The 23,099-nt window shown below is 42.4% G+C and carries 20 protein-coding genes and 1 riboswitch; of the genes, 10 read left to right on the top strand and 10 right to left on the bottom strand.

All coding sequences use genetic code 11. The features are described from left to right. Nucleotides 1-7: 7 nt before the first annotated feature. Nucleotides 8-1,177 carry a phosphate ABC transporter substrate-binding protein PstS gene (gene pstS / locus AC2SLO_RS02100; protein ID WP_486543828.1) on the bottom strand — a complete coding sequence of 390 codons (1,170 nt, stop codon included), beginning with the start codon at nucleotides 1,175-1,177 and terminating at the stop codon, nucleotides 8-10. A gap of 465 nt (nucleotides 1,178-1,642) precedes the next feature. Between pstS and AC2SLO_RS02095 the strand changes: the two genes are divergently transcribed. After that, the gene (locus tag AC2SLO_RS02095; protein ID WP_486543829.1) at nucleotides 1,643-2,005 is read left to right on the top strand and encodes a septal ring lytic transglycosylase RlpA family protein; all 363 of its coding nucleotides are present in this window, start codon (nucleotides 1,643-1,645) and stop codon (nucleotides 2,003-2,005) included. 148 nt (nucleotides 2,006-2,153) lie between these two features. Further along, nucleotides 2,154-2,287, top strand: a riboswitch (TPP riboswitch). A gap of 284 nt (nucleotides 2,288-2,571) precedes the next feature. Next, the gene (gene thiC / locus AC2SLO_RS02090; RefSeq protein WP_486543830.1) at nucleotides 2,572-4,572 is read left to right on the top strand and encodes a phosphomethylpyrimidine synthase ThiC; all 2,001 of its coding nucleotides are present in this window, start codon (nucleotides 2,572-2,574) and stop codon (nucleotides 4,570-4,572) included. Nucleotides 4,573-4,719: 147 nt separating this feature from the next. Here thiC and AC2SLO_RS02085 read toward each other — a convergent pair whose 3' ends face one another. Next, on the bottom strand, nucleotides 4,720-5,610 hold the full coding sequence (locus AC2SLO_RS02085; protein WP_486543831.1) for a fructose bisphosphate aldolase: 891 nt from the start codon (nucleotides 5,608-5,610) through the stop codon (nucleotides 4,720-4,722). A gap of 435 nt (nucleotides 5,611-6,045) precedes the next feature. Between AC2SLO_RS02085 and AC2SLO_RS02080 the strand changes: the two genes are divergently transcribed. From AC2SLO_RS02080 to AC2SLO_RS02055, 6 genes are all read left to right on the top strand, one after another. Next, nucleotides 6,046-6,564 carry an META domain-containing protein gene (locus AC2SLO_RS02080; protein WP_486543832.1) on the top strand — a complete coding sequence of 173 codons (519 nt, stop codon included), beginning with the start codon at nucleotides 6,046-6,048 and terminating at the stop codon, nucleotides 6,562-6,564. A 495-nt stretch (nucleotides 6,565-7,059) separates the two neighbouring features. Next, entirely contained in the window at nucleotides 7,060-8,055 is a 996-nt protein-coding gene (locus AC2SLO_RS02075; RefSeq protein ID WP_486543833.1) for a DUF1852 domain-containing protein, read from the top strand. Nucleotides 8,056-8,160: 105 nt separating this feature from the next. After that, nucleotides 8,161-9,189, top strand: a complete 1,029-nt coding sequence (locus AC2SLO_RS02070; RefSeq protein WP_486543834.1) for a methionine synthase — start codon at nucleotides 8,161-8,163, stop codon at nucleotides 9,187-9,189. Nucleotides 9,190-9,268: 79 nt separating this feature from the next. After that, a complete protein-coding gene (locus AC2SLO_RS02065) occupies nucleotides 9,269-9,781 on the top strand; it encodes a flavin reductase (RefSeq protein WP_486543835.1) in 513 nt (170 codons plus the stop codon). Nucleotides 9,782-9,930: 149 nt separating this feature from the next. Further along, nucleotides 9,931-10,764: a sulfite exporter TauE/SafE family protein gene (locus tag AC2SLO_RS02060; RefSeq protein ID WP_486543836.1), complete on the top strand. Its 834-nt coding sequence runs from the start codon at nucleotides 9,931-9,933 to the stop codon at nucleotides 10,762-10,764. 202 nt (nucleotides 10,765-10,966) lie between these two features. Continuing rightward, entirely contained in the window at nucleotides 10,967-11,902 is a 936-nt protein-coding gene (locus AC2SLO_RS02055) for an IS256 family transposase, variant Zn-binding type (RefSeq protein ID WP_495637095.1), read from the top strand. Between the two features lie 156 nt (nucleotides 11,903-12,058). Here AC2SLO_RS02055 and glmS read toward each other — a convergent pair whose 3' ends face one another. From glmS to AC2SLO_RS02015, 8 genes are all read right to left on the bottom strand, one after another. Further along, the gene (gene glmS / locus AC2SLO_RS02050; RefSeq protein WP_486542477.1) at nucleotides 12,059-13,906 is read right to left on the bottom strand and encodes a glutamine--fructose-6-phosphate transaminase (isomerizing); all 1,848 of its coding nucleotides are present in this window, start codon (nucleotides 13,904-13,906) and stop codon (nucleotides 12,059-12,061) included. Between the two features lie 213 nt (nucleotides 13,907-14,119). Then, the gene (gene glmU, locus AC2SLO_RS02045; protein ID WP_486542479.1) at nucleotides 14,120-15,508 is read right to left on the bottom strand and encodes a bifunctional UDP-N-acetylglucosamine diphosphorylase/glucosamine-1-phosphate N-acetyltransferase GlmU; all 1,389 of its coding nucleotides are present in this window, start codon (nucleotides 15,506-15,508) and stop codon (nucleotides 14,120-14,122) included. Between the two features lie 24 nt (nucleotides 15,509-15,532). Further along, nucleotides 15,533-16,135, bottom strand: coding sequence for a phosphatidylglycerophosphatase A family protein (locus AC2SLO_RS02040; protein ID WP_486542481.1), 603 nt, complete (start codon nucleotides 16,133-16,135; stop codon nucleotides 15,533-15,535). Nucleotides 16,136-16,137: 2 nt separating this feature from the next. Beyond that, on the bottom strand, nucleotides 16,138-17,160 hold the full coding sequence (gene thiL / locus AC2SLO_RS02035) for a thiamine-phosphate kinase (RefSeq protein WP_486542483.1): 1,023 nt from the start codon (nucleotides 17,158-17,160) through the stop codon (nucleotides 16,138-16,140). Nucleotides 17,161-17,216: 56 nt separating this feature from the next. After that, entirely contained in the window at nucleotides 17,217-17,975 is a 759-nt protein-coding gene (gene nusB, locus AC2SLO_RS02030; protein WP_486542485.1) for a transcription antitermination factor NusB, read from the bottom strand. 300 nt (nucleotides 17,976-18,275) lie between these two features. Continuing rightward, a complete protein-coding gene (gene ribH, locus AC2SLO_RS02025) occupies nucleotides 18,276-18,788 on the bottom strand; it encodes a 6,7-dimethyl-8-ribityllumazine synthase (protein WP_486542487.1) in 513 nt (170 codons plus the stop codon). Nucleotides 18,789-18,959: 171 nt separating this feature from the next. Beyond that, nucleotides 18,960-19,730, bottom strand: coding sequence for an imidazole glycerol phosphate synthase subunit HisF (hisF, locus tag AC2SLO_RS02020; protein ID WP_486542489.1), 771 nt, complete (start codon nucleotides 19,728-19,730; stop codon nucleotides 18,960-18,962). An 83-nt stretch (nucleotides 19,731-19,813) separates the two neighbouring features. Further along, nucleotides 19,814-21,112, bottom strand: coding sequence for an MFS transporter (locus AC2SLO_RS02015; RefSeq protein ID WP_486542491.1), 1,299 nt, complete (start codon nucleotides 21,110-21,112; stop codon nucleotides 19,814-19,816). 398 nt (nucleotides 21,113-21,510) lie between these two features. On the opposite strand from AC2SLO_RS02015, the gene AC2SLO_RS02010 reads away from it, so the two are divergent. Then, nucleotides 21,511-22,761: a homoserine kinase gene (locus AC2SLO_RS02010; RefSeq protein WP_486542493.1), complete on the top strand. Its 1,251-nt coding sequence runs from the start codon at nucleotides 21,511-21,513 to the stop codon at nucleotides 22,759-22,761. 84 nt (nucleotides 22,762-22,845) lie between these two features. After that, entirely contained in the window at nucleotides 22,846-23,085 is a 240-nt protein-coding gene (locus tag AC2SLO_RS02005; protein ID WP_486542495.1) for a hypothetical protein, read from the top strand. Nucleotides 23,086-23,099 lie beyond the last annotated feature (14 nt).

Raw genomic sequence — 23,099 nt, 5'->3', positions numbered from 1 at the left:
ACGAATATTATTTAGGGGTATATACTGGCTGACCGTCAGCACCAACTACTTGCTTCCACTCTTCTTTGAATAGAGCGACAGCTTCGTCTGGGAATGGAACATAATCAAGGTCTAATGCCGCTTGATCACCTTCGTTATATGCCCAGTTAAAGAAGTTCAATACACCAGCAACTTTTTCAGGGTTCTTAGGCTGTTTGTGTACTAAGATGAAGGTTGCTGCAGCGATAGGCCATGCATCGGCAGTATCTGAGTTTGCGATAACTTTGTAGAAGCCTTCCGCTTTTGACCAATCAACGTTACCAGAGGCGGCGAATGATTCAGCAGATGGCTCAACTTTGTTACCCGCAGCGTTAATCATAGCGGTATGAGACATGTTGTTCTGCTTAGCGTAAGCATACTCAACATAACCGATTGAGTTAGGTGCTTGAGTTACCATACCAGCAACGCCTTCGTTACCTTTACCACCAACGCCAGTACCGGTTTGGTCAGTTGGCCATTCAACGCTTTTATCAACGCCGATGTTAGCCCAGTCGCTTGATACTTCATTTAGATAATAAGTGAAGTTGAACGTAGTACCAGAACCGTCAGAACGGTGAACCGTAGTGATGTTGGCATCAGGAAGCTCAACGCCTTCGTTTAATGCAGTGATTGCTGGATCGTTCCACTTAGTGATTTTACCTAGGTAGATATCAGCCAATACTTCGCCGCTTAATACCAATTCACCAGGCTCAATACCTTCGATATTAACGATAGGTACAACGCCGCCGATAACGGTTGGGAACTGGATAAGACCGGCTTCTGCTAGCTCTTCTGGCTTAAGCGGCTTATCTGATGCACCGAAATCAACTGTGTTTGCTTTAATCTGCTTAACGCCACCTGAAGAACCGATAGAGTTATAGTTGACTTGACCTTTGGTAGCGTTTTGGAAGTCAGCAGACCATTTTTGATAGATAGGTGCTGGGAAAGATGCACCGGCACCACTGATGTTCATTTCAACGCCTTCAATGTCTGTGTAGCTATCAGCACTACCAGCAGTTGAATTGGTTGATTCAGAAGCGGTTGTGCCTTCAGTAGTGGTGGCTGTCTCACCATTTGTAGCGGTGTCGTCCGTTTTCTTGTCACAAGCGGCTAAACTTAAAACACTTGCTACTGCTACGGCCAATAGTGAATAACGCATATTCTCTCCTAAAGAGTCATTGATAAATATTTTTATATAGGTAGGTAAAAATAGAGTTGCCACATAATGATGAATCCTTTTATCAGCTCCTCTATCGGATTGAGCACATTTTGCCCTCTAAATATGACAGTTTGATGAAATAATTATTTATTGTAAAAAATAGTAACTTTTAGAAAGCAATCTTTTTAAAAACTTACATTGCGTATGCTTTAACACGACTCCCACAGAGCTATCTATCTCACCATTAAGTATTCTTTACATTGACTTTACCTATTAGCAAGGTAAACTAAACCGTAGTCCTGTACACTACGCATTCAATGTTTTGGTGCAGACAATTTAATTTTGCTACCCGTCAGGGCTCTTAATAGAGTAATACTTAGGACTAACAGCCTAAGATTAACGGTAACGCCAAGATTCTATTGTAACAATGTGTCCCAACCATTAATGAAAAAACAGGTACAACCTATGAAAAAACTTTTTATGCCATTTGCTCTGCTGTTAACTATGTTATTAACAGTACCTGCCAACGCTGGCCTCGCCTCGTGGTATGGTCCAGGGTTCCATGGTAAAAGAACGGCATCAGGCGCCATTTATAATATGTACGCCATGACAGCCGCTCATAAATCACTGCCTTTCGGTTCTAAAGTAAAAGTAACCAATCTTAAGAACAACAAATCGGTTGTGGTTAAAATTACTGACCGTGGTCCATTCACCCCAGGTCGTATTATTGATTTATCTAAAAAAGCAAACCAGTCGCTAAACTGCAACTTATGTAAAGTGGACGTCGAAGTACTGAGTAGAGGCGACGGCAAGTACCGTAAACAGTAAGTCTTACTGACATTATTATGTGCAAAAAGCCAATGGATTAATCCATTGGCTTTTTTTGTGTTATAAAGGAAATGGCATATAAGATTTAAATGCAATTGAAGACTGTTATTGGACTCAAAGTTTGATAAGATATCTGTATTATCAAAATCATTAAGACTCGGGGTGCAGGCCATCTGTTCGCTAATAGTTTAGTTACTATTATTGGACAAAGCGTTTGCTGAGACATCACCCGTTGAACCTGATGCGGTTAATACCGCCGTAGGAAAGTCATTGCAACTCCCCTATCCTTTATAAAGACCTGCTCATTATCATGACGAGCCAGACTCACGCTTATGTTAATCCTTTAAAATTCGCATGCTTATTTATCAATATATAAGCGCATAATATTTAAAGAGATATTCTCAAGTTACCGTCTGCTGATACAGGGTTTATTTATAAACAAATAGGGTACTGTCAAAACGACAAAATCTGCACTTACCGAGTCTTTATTTTTACCTCCGGTTTTTAGCCTTTTATTCTAGAAGCCAACGTGGCAATTGCCATTAGCAAAAAATAAGGAAATTCCCATGAGTAATGCAGAAAATAGTATCAAAACTCCCGCTCACCGCAACGCCAAAGACGAGCGCTTTGACGAAGAAGCCCGCGACTTAACGCGCAGCCTGCCCGCCTCACGCAAAGTATATATCGAAGGCTCACGTCCTGATATCCAAGTGCCGATGCGTGAAATTACTCTAACCGATACTCCAACTGGCGGTTTTGGTCTCGAAAATGGCGAAAAGAACCCGCCTTTTTATGTCTATGACACCTCGGGCGTGTATACCGACCCCAATGTTAATATCGATTTGACTAAAGGCTTGCCAAAGCTGCGTGAAAAGTGGATTGAAGAACGTGGTGATACTGAAATTCTAGACGGCCTATCAAGCAACTACGGTAATGAGCGTGCGCGTGACATCAAAACTGCTAACATTCGCTTTGCTCATATCGATAAGCCACGTCGTGCCAAAGCAGGTAAGAACGTTACCCAAATGCATTATGCACGCCAAGGTATTATTACTCCTGAAATGGAATATATCGCCATTCGTGAGACTCAAAAGCAGCATGAACGGACCGATATGCGTCAACATGCTGGCGAAAGCTTCGGTGCCAATACCCCAAAAATTATCACCCCTGAATTTGTGCGTGATGAAGTAGCCGCCGGCCGAGCCATTATTCCAAACAACATCAACCACCCTGAATCTGAGCCAATGATTATCGGTCGTAATTTCCTAGTGAAAATTAACGCCAATATCGGTAATTCAGCACTGGGCTCAAGCATTGATGAAGAGGTGTCGAAGATGACGTGGGCTACCCGTTGGGGTGCGGACACCATCATGGACTTATCAACTGGTAAGAATATCCACGAAACCCGTGAATGGATTATCCGTAACTCGCCAGTGCCAATCGGTACCGTGCCTATCTATCAAGCACTAGAAAAAGTCGATGGCGTAGCAGAAGACTTAACTTGGGAGATATTCCGCGATACCTTAATTGAACAAGCTGAACAAGGCGTGGACTACTTTACTATTCATGCTGGCGTACTACTGCGCTATGTGCCATTAACTGCTAAACGTCTGACCGGTATCGTCTCTCGTGGCGGCTCTATCATGGCCCAGTGGTGTTTAGCGCATCATAAAGAAAGCTTTTTATATACCCACTTTGAAGAAATCTGCGAAATCATGAAGCAGTATGACGTGGCTTTTAGTTTAGGCGATGGTTTGCGTCCGGGCTGTTTGCAAGATGCCAACGATGAAGCTCAATTTGGTGAACTGCGTACTTTAGGCGAGCTGACTCAAGTGGCTTGGGAACATGATGTACAAGTTATGATTGAAGGTCCAGGTCATGTTGCCATGAACCGTATTAAAGAGAACATGGATCTACAGCTTGAGATGTGTCATGAAGCGCCTTTCTATACCCTAGGCCCATTGACCACAGATATCGCTCCTGGTTATGACCATATTACCAGTGCTATCGGTGCGGCTATGATTGGCTGGTATGGTACGGCAATGCTGTGTTATGTGACCCCAAAAGAGCATTTGGGCTTACCGAATAAAAAAGACGTAAAAGATGGCATTATCACTTATAAGATAGCTGCCCATGCTGCTGACCTTGCTAAAGGTCACCCTGGCGCTCAAGCTCGAGACAATGCTCTGTCTAAAGCTCGCTTTGAATTCCGCTGGGATGACCAGTTTAACCTGGCCTTAGATCCAGATACCGCACGTGAATATCATGATGAGACGCTGCCGAAAGATGCGCATAAGTCAGCTCACTTCTGCTCAATGTGTGGTCCTAAGTTCTGCTCAATGAAGATCACTCAAAATGTGCGCGAATATGCAGCAGGCCTGCCTACCGGTAGCGAGGTAACCCCAAGTAGTGGCGAGCTGTCTGATGATGTACATCTAATCAAAGAAGTGGATACTGAGCTTGTTGGTCAAGTCGGTGAAGCCAGCTTTGAGGAAGTACAAAAAGGCATGGAACAGATGAGTGAGAAATATAACAGCGAAGGACGCCAGTTGTATAAAGAGGTTTAATAAAAAGGTATATGATCTAGATCTTTAGTGCTAAAATAATAAAAGAGCTTGAATCTCTAGAGATTCAAGCTCTTTGCTTTTGTATAGGTTTAAAACAGCAGCATTAAGAATAAATAACCTAAAAACTGTGCTTGTAAGATGAACTATCTATACTTTAGATGCGGTATAGATTTTGTCGATTGATGCATCAATAGTCGCTGAGAATTCTTCGTCTGTTTGAGACTTAGATAAACCTTCAGTGAAAGCACGCGAGAAGCTAGCAATCATACCTGGGTTTTGTTTTAAACGCTCACAAGCTTCATCACGACTATAACCACCTGATAAGGCAACCACTTTAAGCACTTTTGGATGGTTAACTAACTCTTTATAGAAGCCTTGCTCTTCTGGCAGTGTCAGCTTCAACATCACTTGATGGTCATCATCTAAGCTGTCTAAGTTACGTAGAATCTCCTCTTTTAGTAACACTTCGCTTTCAAGCTTATCTTTGCTTTCGATGTTAACTTCAGGCTCAACGATTGGTATAAAGCCTTCAGACAAAATCTGCTTCGCCACGTCAAACTGCTGTTGTACCACAACTTCGATACCGTGTTGGCTCGCTTGATGGATAACCGAGCGCATTTTGGTACCAAAGATAGGATAGTTTTTTGCCTTCTCTAGTAATGCCGCCAGATTTGGAATTGGCTTCATCACTTGTACACCATCCATCTCTTCTGCCAGACCTTTATCTACTTTTAAGAAAGGAACGATATTTTTATCTTCCCATAAGTAGTTAGCGGTTGGCTTACCATTCACTTCGCGGTCCATCGTGTCTTCAAACAAGATAGCGCCCAATACACGACCACTGTCAAAGCAATCACAAGTCATGATACGGGTGCGCATTTCATGCACTTTAGCAAACATCTCATCATCATTTGAGTATTCGCTTTCTTCTACGCCATACATACGTAGCGCTTTTGGTGTACTGCCTCCACTTTGATCAAGGGCTGCGATAAATCCAGTGTCATTTTTGATACGTTCTAGCTGTTGCTGATAGCTCATGATTTTTCCTATTTCTATGCTAAAAGTGAATGAAAGAGTGATAAAAGGAGTAACTTAATTTTTGTTATAAAGGTAACATAGCTTAGCAAAAAAATCCGCATTGTTCATGTTTAATAGCGAGGCAAACCATTACCCTAAAGCTTACTATATAACTGTCACTGCTTGGATAATTTCTGTTGGTATTATACGCTACTGAGCCCGAAAAATAAGCCTAGATAGCAGCAAAAATACAAGAGTATTACGCCTCTATTGACTCAATTCTACTCGATTAGTACTCTGTTGAATTTTAATTACGGGTTAACGATGAAGACAGTTAATAGTTAATACTTTTAGTATTCGAATGGTTATTATATCTTGTATGCAAAAATAGGCTCTGTGATAATGGGGCTTAAAATAACAAATAACCCTAATTTTTTCACTTTTAAAGAGAGTATTATGAAAGCATTAAATGTACTGATAATGGTCACTACCCTTACTATAGGCGCTCTTGCTGCTGGGTGTCAAACCACCAACGGCGTACAAACTACCACTCCGCATGCTCATTCTAAAATCACTACCCAACCGATTACTAATGATGTGTTACAAGCCTACAATTGGCAGCTTATTGATGCAGTTGATGCTGATAACCAAAAGGTAGATGAGCTGTTTATTAATCCGTCTAAGCCATTGACCTTAAACTTTATGGCAACTGACAGTGGCAATCTCGTTAACTTTAAAAACACCTGTAATAATATTTCAGCGCCTTATAGTATTAATAATGGTGATGTACACATTGGCAATATCATGAGCACTATGATGGCTTGTCCAGATACCGAAGCAAAATTCGATGCCGCCACAGTAAAAACAGTGATGGGCACATATACTTTGAGCAAAAATAGTGGCAATGTGCCTGTGTTAGTTATTTCAAATGACAACCAAGTGTCTCATTTTAAAGCCGTTGCTAAAAATAAATAACCGTCATCCATATCTTATTATCTCATTACGAAGGAGTGCTTATCTCTAGGCGCTCCTTTTTTATGCCTCTCACACCTTCTTATATCTCCCCGGTTTGGCTAGCTTTATTGTTATACCAGTTGATACTTTCTAATAGTAGGATGAATAGAATTCATTTATAGCAAAATCTGTCTATTCTTTAATCAATTTCTATCCACGACACCTGAGTAACTATTCTTCTATCTAATTGACATTCACTAATCACGCTGATATCAAGCCAATCCTATACACCCCTTATATAATATAGCCTTAGCTATTAAAAACCTTTAAATTACTCTGATTTTTAATCCTTAAAATCACCTTTAAATAGTATTCCTTTATTTAAAGCATCTATAAACATGAATTAAATTCATCTTATTTTTAATTTATATCGTTTTTATTCATGTTATATATTGAGTATGATTCATCACATACAGACATTTGGTCGATTTAAAAATTAAGATAGAGGGTAATCCGATGAGCAAGCAGTTAACCTATTCAATCTCGAAAATTCGTTTTGATGAAAACTACAAACCGGCAGACAGCACGCGTCTGACAACCAACTTTGCGAATTTAGCCCGTGGCAATAGCCGCCAAGAAAACCTACGCAAAACGCTAACCATGATCAACAACCGCTTTAACGCGTTAGCCAACTGGGACAATCCAAATGCAGACCGCTACTCAGTTGAAGTAGATATTATTTCTGCAGATTTAGACGTCGAAGGAGATGGTAAGACTTTTCCAGCGATTGAAATGCTACAAACCACTATCGTTGATCATAAAGAGAACAAGCGTATTGAGGGCATTATCGGTAACAGTTTCTCCTCTTATGTGCGCGATTACGACTTTAGCGTGGTATTGCTCGATCATTTTGATAAGAATCCAAACACACCACCACCTGAAAGCTTCGGTGCACTGCACGGCAAACTGTTCCAGCACTTATTAAATTCAGACGCTTACAGAGCCAACTTTAATAAGCAGCCTGTTATTTGCTTGAGCGTGTCGACCAGCAAAACCTATCACCGCACAACCAATCAACATCCCGTATTGGGCGTGGAATACAGACAAGATGAATACTCGTTAACTGATGAGTATTTTCATAAAATGGGCTTAAGAGTGCGTTACTTTAAGCCTAAAGGCAGCGTGGCACCACTGGCGTTTTACTTCTCTGGTGACCTGTTGGCCGATTATACTGATCTCGAATTAATCAGTGCAATCAGTACGATGGAGACTTTCCAGAAGATTTACCGTCCGGAGATTTACAATGCCAATTCAGCAGCCGGTCAGGTTTATCAGCCAAGCTTAGAGTATCAAGATTACTCACTGACTCAAATTGTCTATGACCGTGAAGAGCGCAGTCAGTTAGCAGTGAAACAAGGTAGATTTACTGAAGAGCAATTTATTAAGCCGCATCAAGAATTACTTAATGAGTGGGCAGCAAGTTTAGATGACTCGAGCACTACATCTAGTTAAAATGATGCACATACTAAAAACGTGGCTTAAGCGTTTGCTTACTGATTAAAACCGACCGCTCCCAAATATATCAAACATCAAACCAGATTAGAGAAGATAAATAACATGGCACTATTATTACCAACGTCAACCGCAGGCAGCTTACCAAAACCTTCGTGGCTGGCAGAGCCTGAAAAATTATGGTCTCCTTGGAAATTAGAGGGTGACGCGCTTATCGAAGCCAAACAAGATGCGCTACGTGTGTCATTGCAAGAACAAGTCAATGCAGGCATCGATATTGTCAGTGACGGCGAGCAGACTCGTCAGCATTTCGTGACAACCTTTATTGAGCATCTCGATGGTGTTGATTTTGAAAATCGTGAAACAGTTAAAATCCGTAATCGCTATGAAGCGAGCGTTCCCTCAGTAGTCGGTGCGGTTAGCCGTCAAAAGCCAGTGTTTGTTGAGGATGCTGCTTTTTTACGGGCACAAACCGATCAACCTATTAAATGGGCGCTGCCTGGTCCAATGACCATGGTGGATACTTTATATGATGGTCATTATAAGAGCCGTGAAAAATTAGCTTGGGAATTTGCCAAAATATTAAACCAAGAAGCCAAAGATTTGGAGGCTGCTGGCGTAGATATTATCCAGTTTGATGAGCCTGCCTTTAATGTCTTCTTCGATGAGGTCAGTGACTGGGGTGTTGCCACGTTAGAGCGTGCTATTGAAGGCTTGAAATGTGAAACGGCAGTACATATCTGTTATGGCTATGGTATTAAAGCCAATACCGACTGGAAAAAGACGCTGGGTTCAGAATGGCGTCAGTACGAAGAGATATTCCCTAAGCTTCAGCAGTCTCAGATTGATATTGTATCGCTAGAATGTATCAATTCACGTGTACCAATGGACTTGATTGAATTGATTCGCGGTAAGAAAGTGATGGTTGGTGCCATCGATGTGGCAACCAATGAGATTGAAACACCGGAAGAAGTAGCCGATGTGCTACGTAAAGCCTTGCAATTCGTCGATGCAGACAAGCTATACCCATCGACCAACTGCGGTATGGCGCCTCTATCACGTCAAATCGCTCGAGATAAGTTACATGCGTTAAGTGCAGGCTCAGCCATTGTTCGTAATGAGCTAACTCGCTAGTTTTGCTAATAAGCAATAACAGGCGTGATATAAATAAGGTATTTAGTACTCTATCAAAACCAACCTTAGGATGACAGTCATGATTGAAGCAACCGATTTTAGAGATGCCATGTCTTTGTTAACGACTGCTGTCAATGTCGTCACCACCAAAGGCGCCACTGGCATTCATGGATTTACAGCCTCTGCGGTGTGCAGCGTCACCGACACACCGCCGACGTTATTGGTCTGTATGAATACCACTTCTCGTTCCCATGCGCATTTCGTTGATAATAAAGTGTTAAGCGTCAATGTGCTGGGTGCCCATCATGAACAAATCTCGAATGCTTTTGCATCTAGACTAGATTCTGAAGCGCGCTTTAAACAGGCTAATTGGACTGAGCTTAAAACAGGTGCGCCTATTTTGGAAGATGCTTTAGTGAGTTTTGATTGTGAAATTGACCAAATCCAAGAGGTAGGAACACACAGCGTATTTATGTGCCGCGTTGTCGCTATTAAGCAAGCCGAGCAGCATAGAGGAAAGGGAGAGAGCTTAGTCTATTTTAATAGATCTTATCATCAGCTTGGTCAAAGTGCTCAAGCACAAATTGCTTAGCTACAGACTAAAATAAAGAGGGTCTATGTATTATTCGATAGACCTTGATTTAAGCACTACTCACTTATCTCTAATAAAAATCGTAATCTGGCCAACCAACGTTTGATAAACTATCAAACCAAATAAACTTGACTGAGATATAAAATCCCGTGGAATTAATCATCTTTTTAATTATTGGCGCTCTAGCAGGATTTGCTGCGGGGCTTTTTGGTGTGGGCGGTGGCACGATAATCGTACCCCTGCTTTTTATTGTGTTTACCCAAATGGACTACCCTGCTGACGCAATTATGCATTTAGCGTTAGGGACATCACTGGCGACCATTATTGTAACCTCTATTAGCTCGTTAATGGCGCACAATAAAAAAGGCTCAGTGATGTGGCCTGTGTTTAAAAATCTAGCACCTGGCATGGCAATCGGCTGCTTTTTGGGCGCAGGATTGGCAGGACAAATCTCTGGAATTCACTTACAAATTATCGTTGGTGTGTTCTTGCTTTGGGTTGCTTATAAAATGTTCGCTAAAGCCAAGAATCAGGCAACACCGGCAAATGCTAACAGTCAAAACGTCGGTTATACAGAGGCTCACCTACCGTCAACACCTAAGCAATTAGCCGCTGGCGGCGTGATTGGTATCGCCTCGGCCATCTTCGGTATTGGCGGCGGCAGTTTAACCGTGCCCTACCTCACCCGTTATGGGGTGGTCATGCAAAAAGCAGTGGGCACTTCAGCAGCTTGCGGCTTGCCGATTGCGATTGCTGGCGCGTTAGGCTTTATGCTGTTTGGTATGCAGCAAAAATTAGATGTACCAAATACCATTGGCTTTGTGCATATTTATGCCTTTTTAGGTATTAGCGTCATGAGCTTTTTTACAGCCAAACTAGGTGCAAAAGTCGCTCATATTCTATCTCCGGCGATGCTAAAGAGATGCTTTGCTGTGCTACTAACTGTTGTCGGCTGTTACTTCCTATACAAAGGTCTGCGTTAGGCCTGACAATTATAGTCAGCGAACTACTCAGCGGTTACAGTGTTAACCTCGCTAAGCCTACATTTGTAGGACTGACACTCGGTTGCTTTGTAACCATGTTAGACCTCTTTGACTATATATTACGCCTAGTGATTAAAGGTGTAATGGACAAAATTCAGGCTGACACCCCCTTTAAAGCTATATACTATAAGTATTTGCAAGGATTGAAAGCCATGAATCAAAAAACTGCCCTTTTTGTGGTGAAAAACACACTAAAAAGAATGGTTATAAATCAGGGAAACAGCAGTACAAATGCCTTGTTTGTAATCGGCAGTTTTTAGGTGGCAGGCGGCTCAATAATACAACTTTGTGGCAAGAATATACTCAAGGTAAACAGACTTATAAACAACTTGCTCATAAGTATGGCTGTAGCATAAAGACCATACAAAGGCGACTAGATACAATTGAGATAAAGTCACTTAATAAGCTACCTACTCGTGCCAACATAGTGATGGACACGACCTACTTTGGTAGAACATTTGGCTTAATGGTATTTCTCGACTATACAAGCAAAGCGGTATTACACCACCGTATTATTCACTATGAGACCAACGCTCTGTATAAACTGGGAATAGAGCATATAAAATCACAAGGCATTGATATCACTAGCATTACTTGCGATGGAAGACGAGGTCTTAATGCTTTGTTTAAAGATATACCGATACAAATGTGCCAGTTTCATCAACTACAGATCATCACTCGATACTTAACTCGTAGGCCTCAAAATATCGCAAGTATTGCACTTAGACAGCTAGCTTTAAATATAAAGGATTATGATAAGACAACGTTCATTCAAGCTCTAGATAGTTGGTATTTGACTCATGAGGACTACTTAAATGAGCGTAGTACCAATATAGATACTGGTAAGACTTGGTACACCCATAAGCGTCTTAGAAGTGCTTATAGAAGCTTGCGAGTAAATAGTGATTGGTTATTCACTTCTAGAAAATTAGATGACTTAAACATTCCAAATACAACTAATTCTCTAGAAGGTTTGTTTAGCGAGTTAAAACGCCAATTAAGCAGTCATAATGGGCTCAATAAACAACGTAAGCTTAAGTTTATTAACAACTTTTTAATGACATACTCTGAAGGGTAGCCTGAATTTTGTCCATTAGAGACTAACCGCTCGTTTTTAGCCTGAATTTTGTCCATTACACCTGATTAAACCAATCAGATAACAAAAGCCCCTGCTAATCTTAGAATTAGCAGGGGCTTTACGTGTAACAAAGTTAGAATCTGTCGAAGATTAAATCTATTCGACCGTCACTGATTTTGCCAAGTTACGTGGCTGATCCACATCCGTGCCGCGCATAACAGCTACATGATACGATAAGAACTGAATGGGAATGCTATAGACGATTGGCGCTAGATGCTCATTCACATCTGGTACATTAATCACGTGCAGTCTGTCATCGCTCACAAGCTCGCTTGAATCACTAGCAAACACAAACAGCTCACCATGGCGCGCATGCACTTCTTGCATATTGGCTTTTAATTTATCAAGCATGCTGTCTTTTGGCGCAAGCACTACAATCGGCATATCTTTATCAACCAAGGCCAATGGACCATGCTTGAGCTCACCGGCCGCATACCCTTCGGCATGAATATAAGAGATTTCTTTAAGCTTTAATGCACCTTCTAAAGCGATAGGATACTGCACACCGCGGCCTAAGAATAACGTACTCTTTTTGTCTTCGAACTTCTCACTCATCTTTTCAATCGACTGGTCAAGCGTTAAGCTCTTATCTAGCTGACCTTTTAGGTTGTGCATTTCGGTGACAATGGTTTTGAGCTCATTGGCATCAATACGCTGCTGAACTTTACCCACTTTCAACACCAGTAACATTAAAGCAGCCAATTGAGTAGTAAACGCTTTGGTCGATGCAACACCAATCTCCACGCCAGCTAATGTCGGCACAAAAATATCAGTTTCACGTACCAAAGACGAGGTCGCTACGTTACACACGCTTAGGCTGACTAGGCCATTGATATCGCTTCTTTTAGCCAAGCGCTGAGTTTCACGTAAGGCAGATAAGGTATCCGCTGTCTCACCCGATTGTGATAAGCAAACCACTAAGGTGTTGTCCACCACCACAGGATTACGATATCTAAATTCGCTGGCCACTTCTACCGAGCAAGGCAGGCGGGTTAAATTCTCAAACCAATACTTAGCGACCATACCGGCATGATAACTAGTACCACAGGCCAAGACCTGAACATGACGAACACCTGCCAACGCTTCTTCATGACGCTGCAAAAAGTCTGCTTTCAAATCATCGGCATCGATACCCATCTCTAGAGTACGCGCCACCGCATCTGGCTGCTCGTAAATCTCTTTGAGCATATAATGCTTAAACTCGCCTTTATCTGCGTTATGCTGCTCGGCATCTAACTCTTTAATCGCGCGTTCAACCGGCTTACCATCAGCAAATACTTGGATACCATCACGTTTGATAATCGCAATGTCACCTTCCTCTAAATACATAAAGCGGTTGGTTACAGGCAATAGTGCCAATTGGTCAGAAGCAATAAAGTTCTCTCCAATGCCCACGCCGATTACCAATGGAGAGCCTAGACGTACAGTGATTAATTCATCAGGGTTATCGACGTGTACCACGCCTAGTGCAAACGCACCCTGTAAACGTGGCACAATCTGCTTAACCGCTTTAAATAAATTACCGGTCTCTTTATAGGCGTCTGCTACTAAATGAGCCACTACTTCCGTATCGGTCTGAGAGGTAAAAGCATAACCTTTTTTAATCAACTCTTCTTTTAGCGGTCCGTAGTTCTCTACAATGCCGTTGTGTACCACGGCTACTTTACCAGATACGTGCGGATGCGCATTATGCTGTGCAGGCTCACCATGGGTCGCCCAACGGGTGTGGGCAATACCAATATGACCTTTAAAAGTATTGGCGTTACCGTCTACAGCATTGACGAGCTCTTGGACTTTACCGACCTGACGCTCACGATATAACTCGCCGTCACGGATAACAGTAAGACCCGCTGAATCATAGCCTCTATACTCTAAGCGCTTTAGACCCTCCAATAAAATATTAGAGATATTACGCTCAGCGATGGCACCGACTATTCCACACATATCTTGTCCTTAATTGATCATTCTTAATAGCTGCTGATGAGGTTATCTAGCCAGCTTCTTATTTGTTATTCACCCGCACATCACCTTATCCGCGGCCGACGATATCTTCCTATAATGGCTTTTCTATAACAGCTTTCTATGAGCTAAGGTCGCATCGACTGGTTCAGAGGCTAAAGGGTTATTGTTACGGGATAATACTGTGTCATCCTGAGCTTACTTCTTCTTTTCAGGACGCTGATAATTGTCTTTTTGTACTTGACGACCACGGGCAATCGCTAGCGCATTGTCGTCTACATTTTTAGTAACCACAGAGCCTGCACCAATTGTTGCCGTACTGCCGATAGTCACAGGCGCTACCAGACTTGAGTTCGAACCAATAAAGGCGTTATCACCAATGGTCGTTTGATGCTTATTAACCCCATCATAATTACAGGTAATCACGCCGGCGCCCACATTCACATGACGGCCAATTTGTGAGTCGCCCACATAACTTAGATGATTTACTTTACTGCCTTCACCAATGTTCGACTTTTTGATTTCAACAAAGTTACCTAGACGAGTGCTATCGGCCAATACCGATTGTGGACGCAGGTGCGCAAATGGGCCAATGCTGGCTGACTCACCAACAGTTGCCTCATCAAAGACACAGTAAGGCTTCACGTGGGTACCGCTACCAATATGACTGTCTTTAATAACACAGCCTGCCTCAATAGTCACGTTATCGCCTAACGTAACTTGACCTTTAAACACCACATTCACATCAACAAAGACATCTTGACCGACCGTGACTTGACCACGGATATCAACGCGACTCGGGTCAGCAAACTGTACGCCTTGTACTTGTAAATCCTCTACTAGCTTTGCTTGCAAACTGCGTTCAAGTTTGGCAAGTTGCTGGCGGTTATTAACGCCCTCAATCTCAAATTCATAATCAGGCTCAATTGCTTCAATGGCAAGACCATCGGCGACGGCCATTTTTACGATATCGGTCAGATAATATTCTTGTTGCGCATTATCGTTAGATAATTTAGGCAAATATTTGTGCAATAGCGCATTATCAACACAATAGATACCGCTGTTGATTTCACGAATCAATTGCTCTTCTTCAGTCGCATCTTTTTGTTCAACAATCGCTGTAATCAGACCTTGCGCATCACGTTTAATACGGCCTAGTCCAAACGGATTATCGACTGTTAACGTCAGCATCGACATGCCTTCGACATTGGCCTCTTTTAAGCGCGTCAGCGTGTCAGCGCTAACCAGTGGTACATCACCATATAAAATTAAGCTTTTGCCCTCACTCGGCAAATCCTCTAATGTTACTTTGACCGCATGACCGGTGCCGAGCTGCTCGGCCTGCTCAACCCAAGTCAACTTGTAATCTGCCATTGCATTTTTGACTTGATCGCCACCAAAGCCATACACCACAATCGTCTTATCTACATTGATTGACTGGCAAGTATCTAAAACATGGGCCAACAATGGCTTGTCCGCCAAGGTTTGTAATACTTTTGGTTTTGCTGACTGCATGCGCGTGCCTTTGCCAGCAGCAAGGATAATGACAGATAAGGCAGAAGAATTTGATACAGAAAGTTTTGTCATAGTTTATATCGTTATTTAAATAAGTTAAAAAAGAATAGTGACCGCTATAAAACTTGCAATTGCCATTAATAATATTGCCATCGCTGCGGCAATAACATCATCGAGCATAATACCCAGCCCACCCTTTACTTTACTATCAATCCATCCTATAGGATAAGGCTTTACAATATCAAAAAATCTAAATGCTAAAAAAGAGGTGATTAAAACAATCCAATCTAAAGGCACTTCATCTATATGGGTTAATTGACCCAAACCTATATAAGATAATGGTAGCATGGTAATCCACATGCCTGCCCATTCATCCCAAACAATATGTGGGTCATCATGCACGTCCATAAGGATTGAAGTACGGTCGCAGATCCAAATGCCGACGACACTAGCAATTATGGTTATGGTCAAAAAGGGGATGAACCCTAACATCATAAGTGGTATGCCAATCAAGAAACCAGCAAGTGTGCCCCATGTACCTGGTGCCCGTTTAGGCAGTCCACTACCAAGCCCAATACCTAGCCAATAAACTAGCTTATCAAGACCGTTTGAGTTCTGCGGTAAAGGAGGACATATATTAGCCTTTCTAATATCAGGCTTATGATCATGATGAGGTGAGACAGATGGGTCAGACGACATTGCTATTCCTTGCTAAAGTGCTGATAGCCGCTTAAGTTAGGATATTCAGTAAACGGATAGGGGCTTTGATGGGTCACTGAAGTACCTTGATAAACTAGATTAATATGTGACGTCTCTTGTAGTGTTGTTTCTGGTTCAACGACCTCACCAATACAAGTCACTTGAGTATGCACTGTGGGCACAGACACATCAGCAGGTAAGGTAAATGCCAGCTCGTAATCATCTCCGCCGGTTAACTGGCACAATAGTCGCTGCGCCAAATCAATGCGCTGTAATGGGTCGCTGGCAGGCAGATTCTCTAACTCTAAACGCATGCCGACACCGCTTTGCTCACAAATATGGCTTAAATCTTGAGTCAGTCCATCCGAGACATCAATCATAGCAGTAACCTTTCCTTGCTGAGACAGTGCTTCACCTAGGCTAATACGGGGGGTCGGCATATGCAAGCGATGCGCCAACTGCTGACCAATCTTAGTTTCTGGATGATACAGCGCATAACAAGCATCGCCTATACTACCAGAGACATAGACCTTATCACCAACTTGTGCGCCGCTGCGATAAATAGCCTGTGTTGTACCATCCAGAATACCATTAGCCGTTATACTCAGCACAAGCTTATCATTGCGCGTGGTATCACCGCCAATAAGACGCACTCCAAATTGGGTGCAAGCGTGAAACAGCCCTTTTGCAAAGTCGCTAAGCCAAGCTTCATTAGCTAACCGCTTTGGTAGCGCTAATGCCAGCAAAATACTATGTGGTTTTGCACCCATTGCGGCAATATCGGATACGTTTACTGCAACAGTCTTAAATCCAATCACAAACGCCAACTCATTTACTTTTGTCCAGTCTTCACTAAAATGCCGACCTTGCACCAGTGTATCAACACAGGTCACCCATTGACTAGTAGCAGGTAATCTAATGACTGCCGCATCATCCCCTAAGCCTTTAATAATAGGAGCAGCACTTTCCACTTGGCTATGGGACAGTTGTTCAAAATAACGGTAAATAAGCTCAAATTCAGTCATTAAATATCGTCCTGAGTTGGACAAGGGGTAAAAAGCTTATGCTATAAACACGTGGTTTACTTTGAAGATTTACGTCCAATTCGAGGTTTTGGCTCACGTTTAGGCTCACTCTCGCTGCTCGAATCCTCAATCGTATTTTTGTTTGCCTTGTCTACATCTAAGGTACCAGTATCTAATCTATTAGCATCGTTTAAAGTTTCTGAACCATGCTTATCCGTCTTTTCTGACACTGCATTTAAAGCTTGTTTCTCTTTTGACTTCTTCTCTTTATAACCACTGCCTGTATCCGCAGCAACTTCTACTTCGCGAAGCTCGGCTGCTAACTTGTCCATTACCGCGTTGATAAGCTTATGCGCATCTGTTGCGCCAAAGTGTGTATTCAGCTTCATCGCTTCATCTAATACCACTTTATAAGGAATATGCAGACTGTGTTTTAATTCATAAGCACCAATTAACAGTACGGCATGCTCAACCATATCAATCTTATCGATTTCACGGTCTAGATGCTGCGAGATTAGCGCCTCTAGCTCTTCGATTTGCTCAGGAATATCACGCATCATATCGTGATAATAGCCCAAATGCACGGTATGCATGGCATTGGTCGCACGGGTACGCGCCGCGATATCATGGGGCGGGTTTGACTTCCAAGCACCATGGCCAGTTTGCTCAAAGCGGTGATCAGTCATTAGCCACTCGTATAGCCCTTGTAACGCAAAACGGCGTGCTTTACGTACCGCAGTATGGCTGGTTTTGTAGCTGGATTCGCTGATATCGAACTGGGTGTTTTCAGCTTGTATCGGGGTGTTGTCGCTCATATAGTCAGATACCTATCGCCAGAGGGGATGCTCTGACATTTCTTTAATTACATTCAATAAAAATATTTAATAAAAAACTTTAATAAATAAGGTCACAGCCAACAGGTTAATTTGGAGGGCTGCTTTATATATAGTAGTGCACCTGTTGTGAGTATCACAAATAGGCACAACATCATGCAAAATTAACGATAATAATCAATTGTGTTGGCTAAGTAGAATGGCTATGTTCATAATAACAGAGCCACTCTCCTGCCAGTTCTGCTTATCTAATATAAAAAATTAGACTTAGAATCTTGCAGCTTACTCGTCGTCTTCAACATCAAGTTGAGACAATACTGCGATCATCTCAAGAGCAACTAAAGCGGCTTCTGAGCCTTTATTACCGGCCTTTGTACCAGAGCGCTCAATGGCTTGCTCGATGCTGTCAGTGGTCAAGATGCCATTAATTACAGGAATATTATAATCCATAGATACACTAGCAAGACCATTGGCCGAGCTGCCGGCAACGATATCAAAATGAGGCGTGCTACCACGGATAACCGCGCCTAACGCAACAATCGCGTCAAAACGATCAGACTCTGCAGCACGCTGTGCTGCTAGTGGTAATTCAAAGGCACCCGGTACACGAATCACACTGATGTTTTTGCCAGAAACGCCATGACGTAATAAGGCATCAATTGCGCCATCGACTAATGACTCAACAACAAAGGCATTAAAACGGCCAACCACGATACCGATACGGGCATCGGTGTTTTGATGTAAATTGCCTTCTAGATGGGTGATATCGTTACGCTCTTTTTGTAAATCTTGCATTGCCATGTCCTAATATAAAGAAGTAGCTCATTAAAGTGACGGCCTGCAGCTTGCGTCCGATAACTGACAACAAAGCTATCATAGACCAAAAGTAAAATAAATTAGGCTTATAATAGCATTTTTTACCATCAATTTTCGTTGTGATTCGTTGTTATCTGCACAGAGTATATGCTACAAACGCATCTCAATACCGCGCTCGGCCATATACTGCTTTGCCTCACCAACGGTATATTCGCCAAAATGGAAAATACTGGCTGCCAATACCGCATCAGCACCGCCTTCTAATACGCCTTCTGCTAAATGCTGCAGATTACCCACACCACCAGAGGCAATAACTGGTATATTGACGCGCTGAGTAATAGTTTTCATTAATGCCAAATCATAGCCCTTTTTGGTGCCATCGCCATCCATTGAAGTAACCAATAACTCGCCAGCGCCAAGCTCCGCCATTTTAACTGACCAAGCTACTGCATCGATACCCGTTGGTTTGCGGCCGCCATGAGTGAATATCTCCCAGTGCGGCTTTCCATCAACATCATCCACTCGTTTGGCATCAATCGCCACAACAATACACTGACTACCAAATCTCGCTGCTGCTTCTGCAACAAACTCTGGCGTAAATACCGCTGCTGAGTTAATTGCCACTTTATCGGCACCGGCATTAAGCAGATTACGGATATCTTCAATTTTACGCACGCCGCCGCCTACTGTTAGCGGAACAAAAACCGTTTCAGCGATACGCTCTACCATCTCATACGTGGTATCGCGCCCATGATGAGTGGCGGTAATATCCAGAAAAGTAATCTCGTCAGCGCCTTGCTCGTTATAGCGCTTGGCTACTTCTACTGGGTCGCCTGCATCTTTGATATCAACAAATTGAACACCCTTTACCACACGGCCATTATCGACATCTAAACACGGAATAATTCGTTTTGCTAACATGCACTCTGCCCTATAATTGTCATTTCTATGTTTGGTATCTATTACTAAAATTAGCCACTACGCTTATCATAGTCAAATTTATATCAAATGTCTTGCAGTGGTCTAAAGGTCGGCAAACGATAAATATAAAACCCAGTGATAAAGCCTATAAAGCCCAAGAACGCCATATAAAGCGCGGGCGTGAAGCTGACCTGAGTGGTTGCATAGACCAGCAGTGCTGGTAATACACCGCCGACAATGGCATAAACGCCATTATAAATAACAGATATCGAGGTCAATCGGTTTTGTGTTGGGAATAGTTGCAGCATAATAATCGGGCATAAACTAACCACACCCGCGGTAAAGCCAAGTAAGGCGTACATAATCAGCACGTAATCGGCGCCACCATATTGCAGACTATAATAAAAGGCAAACATCTGGATAACAGGGATTACCGAGCCTATCATCAGCACTCTGCCTAGATTACCTTTATCCGATAACAGGCCATAAAACAGCGTGCCAAGGATAAAGAAAAATACGCCTATTACATTGGCAGCCATCAGCATGCTGGCATCGACACTAAAGCGCATTAATACCAATTGCGGTAAAGCCAAGGCCACCATAATAAACATACTGGCCAAATAAAAGCTAAGCAACGAAGATAAAAATATGGCATGGAAGCGATTGGTGGTTGCCGCGCCTGATGATTCAGCCACTATCTCTGTAGAGCCCCGTTCAGCATTTTGTAATTGCTCTTGTTTAAATATCGGTGTTTCTCTTAAATAGCTGATTAAGATAACAGCGATAAAGCAAAAGGCTGATGAGCTGATAAATACGCTGCGCCAAGTGCTATTCCCTAAGTCTTCGATAGAGAACCTGTCAAACAGTCCTTTAAAGACAAAAACAGTGACCAGCACGCCGAGCAAAAAGCTTGCTGACACCGCACCCAAATACAGTCCGCGCTTAGTACTGGGCGCATGCTCACCAATAAACACCCAGCTTAATGCACTGTGTGCACCAAAGCCCATGCCTTGCACTATTCTGATGATTAAAAATAAAATAGGCGCTAGGATACCAACTTGCGCATAGGTCGGCAGGCAAGCGGTAATCAAAGAGGTAGTGGCTATAAATGAGGCGCTGACCATAAATGCCGGCTTGCGCCCCTTGCCATCACCATAGCGTCCTAATACATACCCGCCAAGCGGGCGTGCTAAATAACCGGCTGCGAAAATACCAAAGGTCTGCAGCTGAATTAATAGCGTGTTTTGGGTGCTCGGAAAGAAGGTATCGCTTAGTGTATCCGCTAAATAGAAGTAGATTAAAAAGTCAAAAAAGATAACAATATTACTGTATAGAATAATACTGAACTGTTTAAGCGGGAAATTCTTGGCAGTCATAGGCATAATAAGTGAATCCAAGAATTCATATCATTGGTGTCGTCATAATTAAAATATTGATATCTGCTAAAAAAAACGTTTAGAGTGTATCGACTATTTTTTGTATAGATAATTGGGTATATATATGAAACATATTATACCTACTACCTGATTAACAATGTTATTTTTTCCAATAGATTCGTGCTGTCAGATGTGCAAAGGCTGCTTTGATTCTAATAGATAGTATTAAAAATTGATAAAGCCGTCATAAATGATAGCAGTATTTAGGCGAATTCTATCGGCCTTTATCCTATAATCATTGACTAATGCGTATCCAAATTGAATCATACTATTTAATAGTCATTATTTACACCTGTGGTCTACGTCACATTAACAAACCAACCTCAACCGATTAAGAGAGCGTCATGTCTGTATATACTCATTTGTCAGAAGACCAATTCACCGCCTTTTGTCATGCCTTTGGCATCTCATTTGATAAAGCCATTCCCATTACCCAAGGGGTGAAAAACTCTAACTGGTTTATTCGGACCACCGAAGATATTGAAGGTGAATACTCGTATGTGTTTACCTTATTTGAGGAGCGCCCACCTGCTGATATCGAAAAAATGGCGACCATCTTAAACAGTTTAAAAGGTCAATTACCAGTTGCGGCACCGCTACCGAAAATCGCCCGTAAGCCCAATGGCGCACCGGATTACTTAATCCAATATGAAAACAAAGCCATTACCTTGGTGCCTTGCCTATCAGGTACGCATCCCAAGCAGACCACTGCCAGTATGTGCCATACTATGGGACAAGCACTGGCCAAGCTGCACAACACTTTGCAAGATTTAACACCGGCTGAAAACTATGGTGTTCCGCTATATCCTTGGGATAAAGTCCGTGATCGCGAGATTCAGTTTATGCCCTCAGATGAGGCGCAGCTGATGCGAGATATCTGGCAGGACTATGAGGCACTGCCACTTGCCAGCCTACCGAAAGGCTTATGTCATTTAGATATGTTTGCCGATAATACTTTGTGGGATTTGAAAAATGGCAATGAGCAATTAACTGGTCTGCTAGATTTTACTGAGGTCAGTGTTGAGCATTATGTGATGGATATTGCCATTACTATTAATGACTTCTGTACCACTTGGGGTGATGCCGGTGACGGTGAGTCTGTGAATTTTAATCGGCAGAAAATGCAGGCATTTATTAGCGGTTATCAAAGTGTGCGTCCTTTAACCGCTGATGAGGAACATGCTCTACCGCTGATGCTTGCCATGGCAGCTGTTACCTTTTGGCTACTGCGCTTAAATGTGATTTTCTATAATCGTGAGCAAGGGCGTACTGGCGACAATATTATGGTCAAAAACCCTGACCTAATGAAACGTCTAGCGGCATATCACTGGAGCCAAGTTGAGAAGCTACGCAATGAACAACAAACCGTTTACGTATTAGAACATGCCCGTTTCGAGAATGACGATCGAGACAATGATCATACTGATTTTAAACTTATTGGTGTATTTGCTAGCGAGAAGGATGCGCAGAATGCCATTGAACAACTTAAAGATAAGCCTGGCTTTAAAGACTATCCAAATGGATTCCATATAGATGCCTATCCGCTTGGTCAGATTAATTGGTCATCAGGGTTCGACTTACCGATTGAGCGATAAATTATCTTTAATTATGGTTTAATTAAGGCTCTGTTTAATACCCATTAAAGCGATCAATTTTTGAATACTCAACAAGGAGCAGTTATGAGTGAGCACGTGGATGACTGGCACAAGTTGGCAAGTTACGATACCAATATTCAAGGCGATCTGCATGCCAACCTATTGAAAAACAATGGTATTGAAGTCTCTACCCAAAGCCTAAGCGCCATCCCTGGTATGAACTCTGGCGCGGTACTTTGGGTAAAAAAAGATGATTTAAGTGCCGCAAAACAAATTTTAGAGGACATTGATGTTCTTGACGTCGATGATCCTAGCAACGAATAACGTAGTGAGTAAAC

The sequence above is a fragment of the Psychrobacter sp. CX14 genome, from assembly GCF_057396205.2.
This window is presented reverse-complemented; position numbering and strand designations above follow the sequence as displayed.

Excerpts from the sequence above, each read along its gene's own strand:
- thiL (WP_486542483.1), bottom strand. The coding sequence starts at position 17,160 with ATGACTGAATTTGAGCTTATTTACCGTTATTTTGAACAACTGTCCCAT.
- AC2SLO_RS02075 (WP_486543833.1), top strand. The coding sequence starts at position 7,060 with ATGAGCAAGCAGTTAACCTATTCAATCTCGAAAATTCGTTTTGATGAA.
- AC2SLO_RS02080 (WP_486543832.1), top strand. The coding sequence starts at position 6,046 with ATGAAAGCATTAAATGTACTGATAATGGTCACTACCCTTACTATAGGC.
- AC2SLO_RS02095 (WP_486543829.1), top strand. The coding sequence starts at position 1,643 with ATGAAAAAACTTTTTATGCCATTTGCTCTGCTGTTAACTATGTTATTA.
- AC2SLO_RS02065 (WP_486543835.1), top strand. The coding sequence starts at position 9,269 with ATGATTGAAGCAACCGATTTTAGAGATGCCATGTCTTTGTTAACGACT.
- glmU (WP_486542479.1), bottom strand. The coding sequence starts at position 15,508 with ATGACAAAACTTTCTGTATCAAATTCTTCTGCCTTATCTGTCATTATC.
- glmS (WP_486542477.1), bottom strand. The coding sequence starts at position 13,906 with ATGTGTGGAATAGTCGGTGCCATCGCTGAGCGTAATATCTCTAATATT.
- thiC (WP_486543830.1), top strand. The coding sequence starts at position 2,572 with ATGAGTAATGCAGAAAATAGTATCAAAACTCCCGCTCACCGCAACGCC.
- AC2SLO_RS02005 (WP_486542495.1), top strand. The coding sequence starts at position 22,846 with ATGAGTGAGCACGTGGATGACTGGCACAAGTTGGCAAGTTACGATACC.
- nusB (WP_486542485.1), bottom strand. The coding sequence starts at position 17,975 with ATGAGCGACAACACCCCGATACAAGCTGAAAACACCCAGTTCGATATC.
- AC2SLO_RS02015 (WP_486542491.1), bottom strand. The coding sequence starts at position 21,112 with ATGCCTATGACTGCCAAGAATTTCCCGCTTAAACAGTTCAGTATTATT.
- ribH (WP_486542487.1), bottom strand. The coding sequence starts at position 18,788 with ATGCAAGATTTACAAAAAGAGCGTAACGATATCACCCATCTAGAAGGC.
- AC2SLO_RS02010 (WP_486542493.1), top strand. The coding sequence starts at position 21,511 with ATGTCTGTATATACTCATTTGTCAGAAGACCAATTCACCGCCTTTTGT.
- hisF (WP_486542489.1), bottom strand. The coding sequence starts at position 19,730 with ATGTTAGCAAAACGAATTATTCCGTGTTTAGATGTCGATAATGGCCGT.
- pstS (WP_486543828.1), bottom strand. The coding sequence starts at position 1,177 with ATGCGTTATTCACTATTGGCCGTAGCAGTAGCAAGTGTTTTAAGTTTA.
- AC2SLO_RS02070 (WP_486543834.1), top strand. The coding sequence starts at position 8,161 with ATGGCACTATTATTACCAACGTCAACCGCAGGCAGCTTACCAAAACCT.
- AC2SLO_RS02085 (WP_486543831.1), bottom strand. The coding sequence starts at position 5,610 with ATGAGCTATCAGCAACAGCTAGAACGTATCAAAAATGACACTGGATTT.
- AC2SLO_RS02040 (WP_486542481.1), bottom strand. The coding sequence starts at position 16,135 with ATGTCGTCTGACCCATCTGTCTCACCTCATCATGATCATAAGCCTGAT.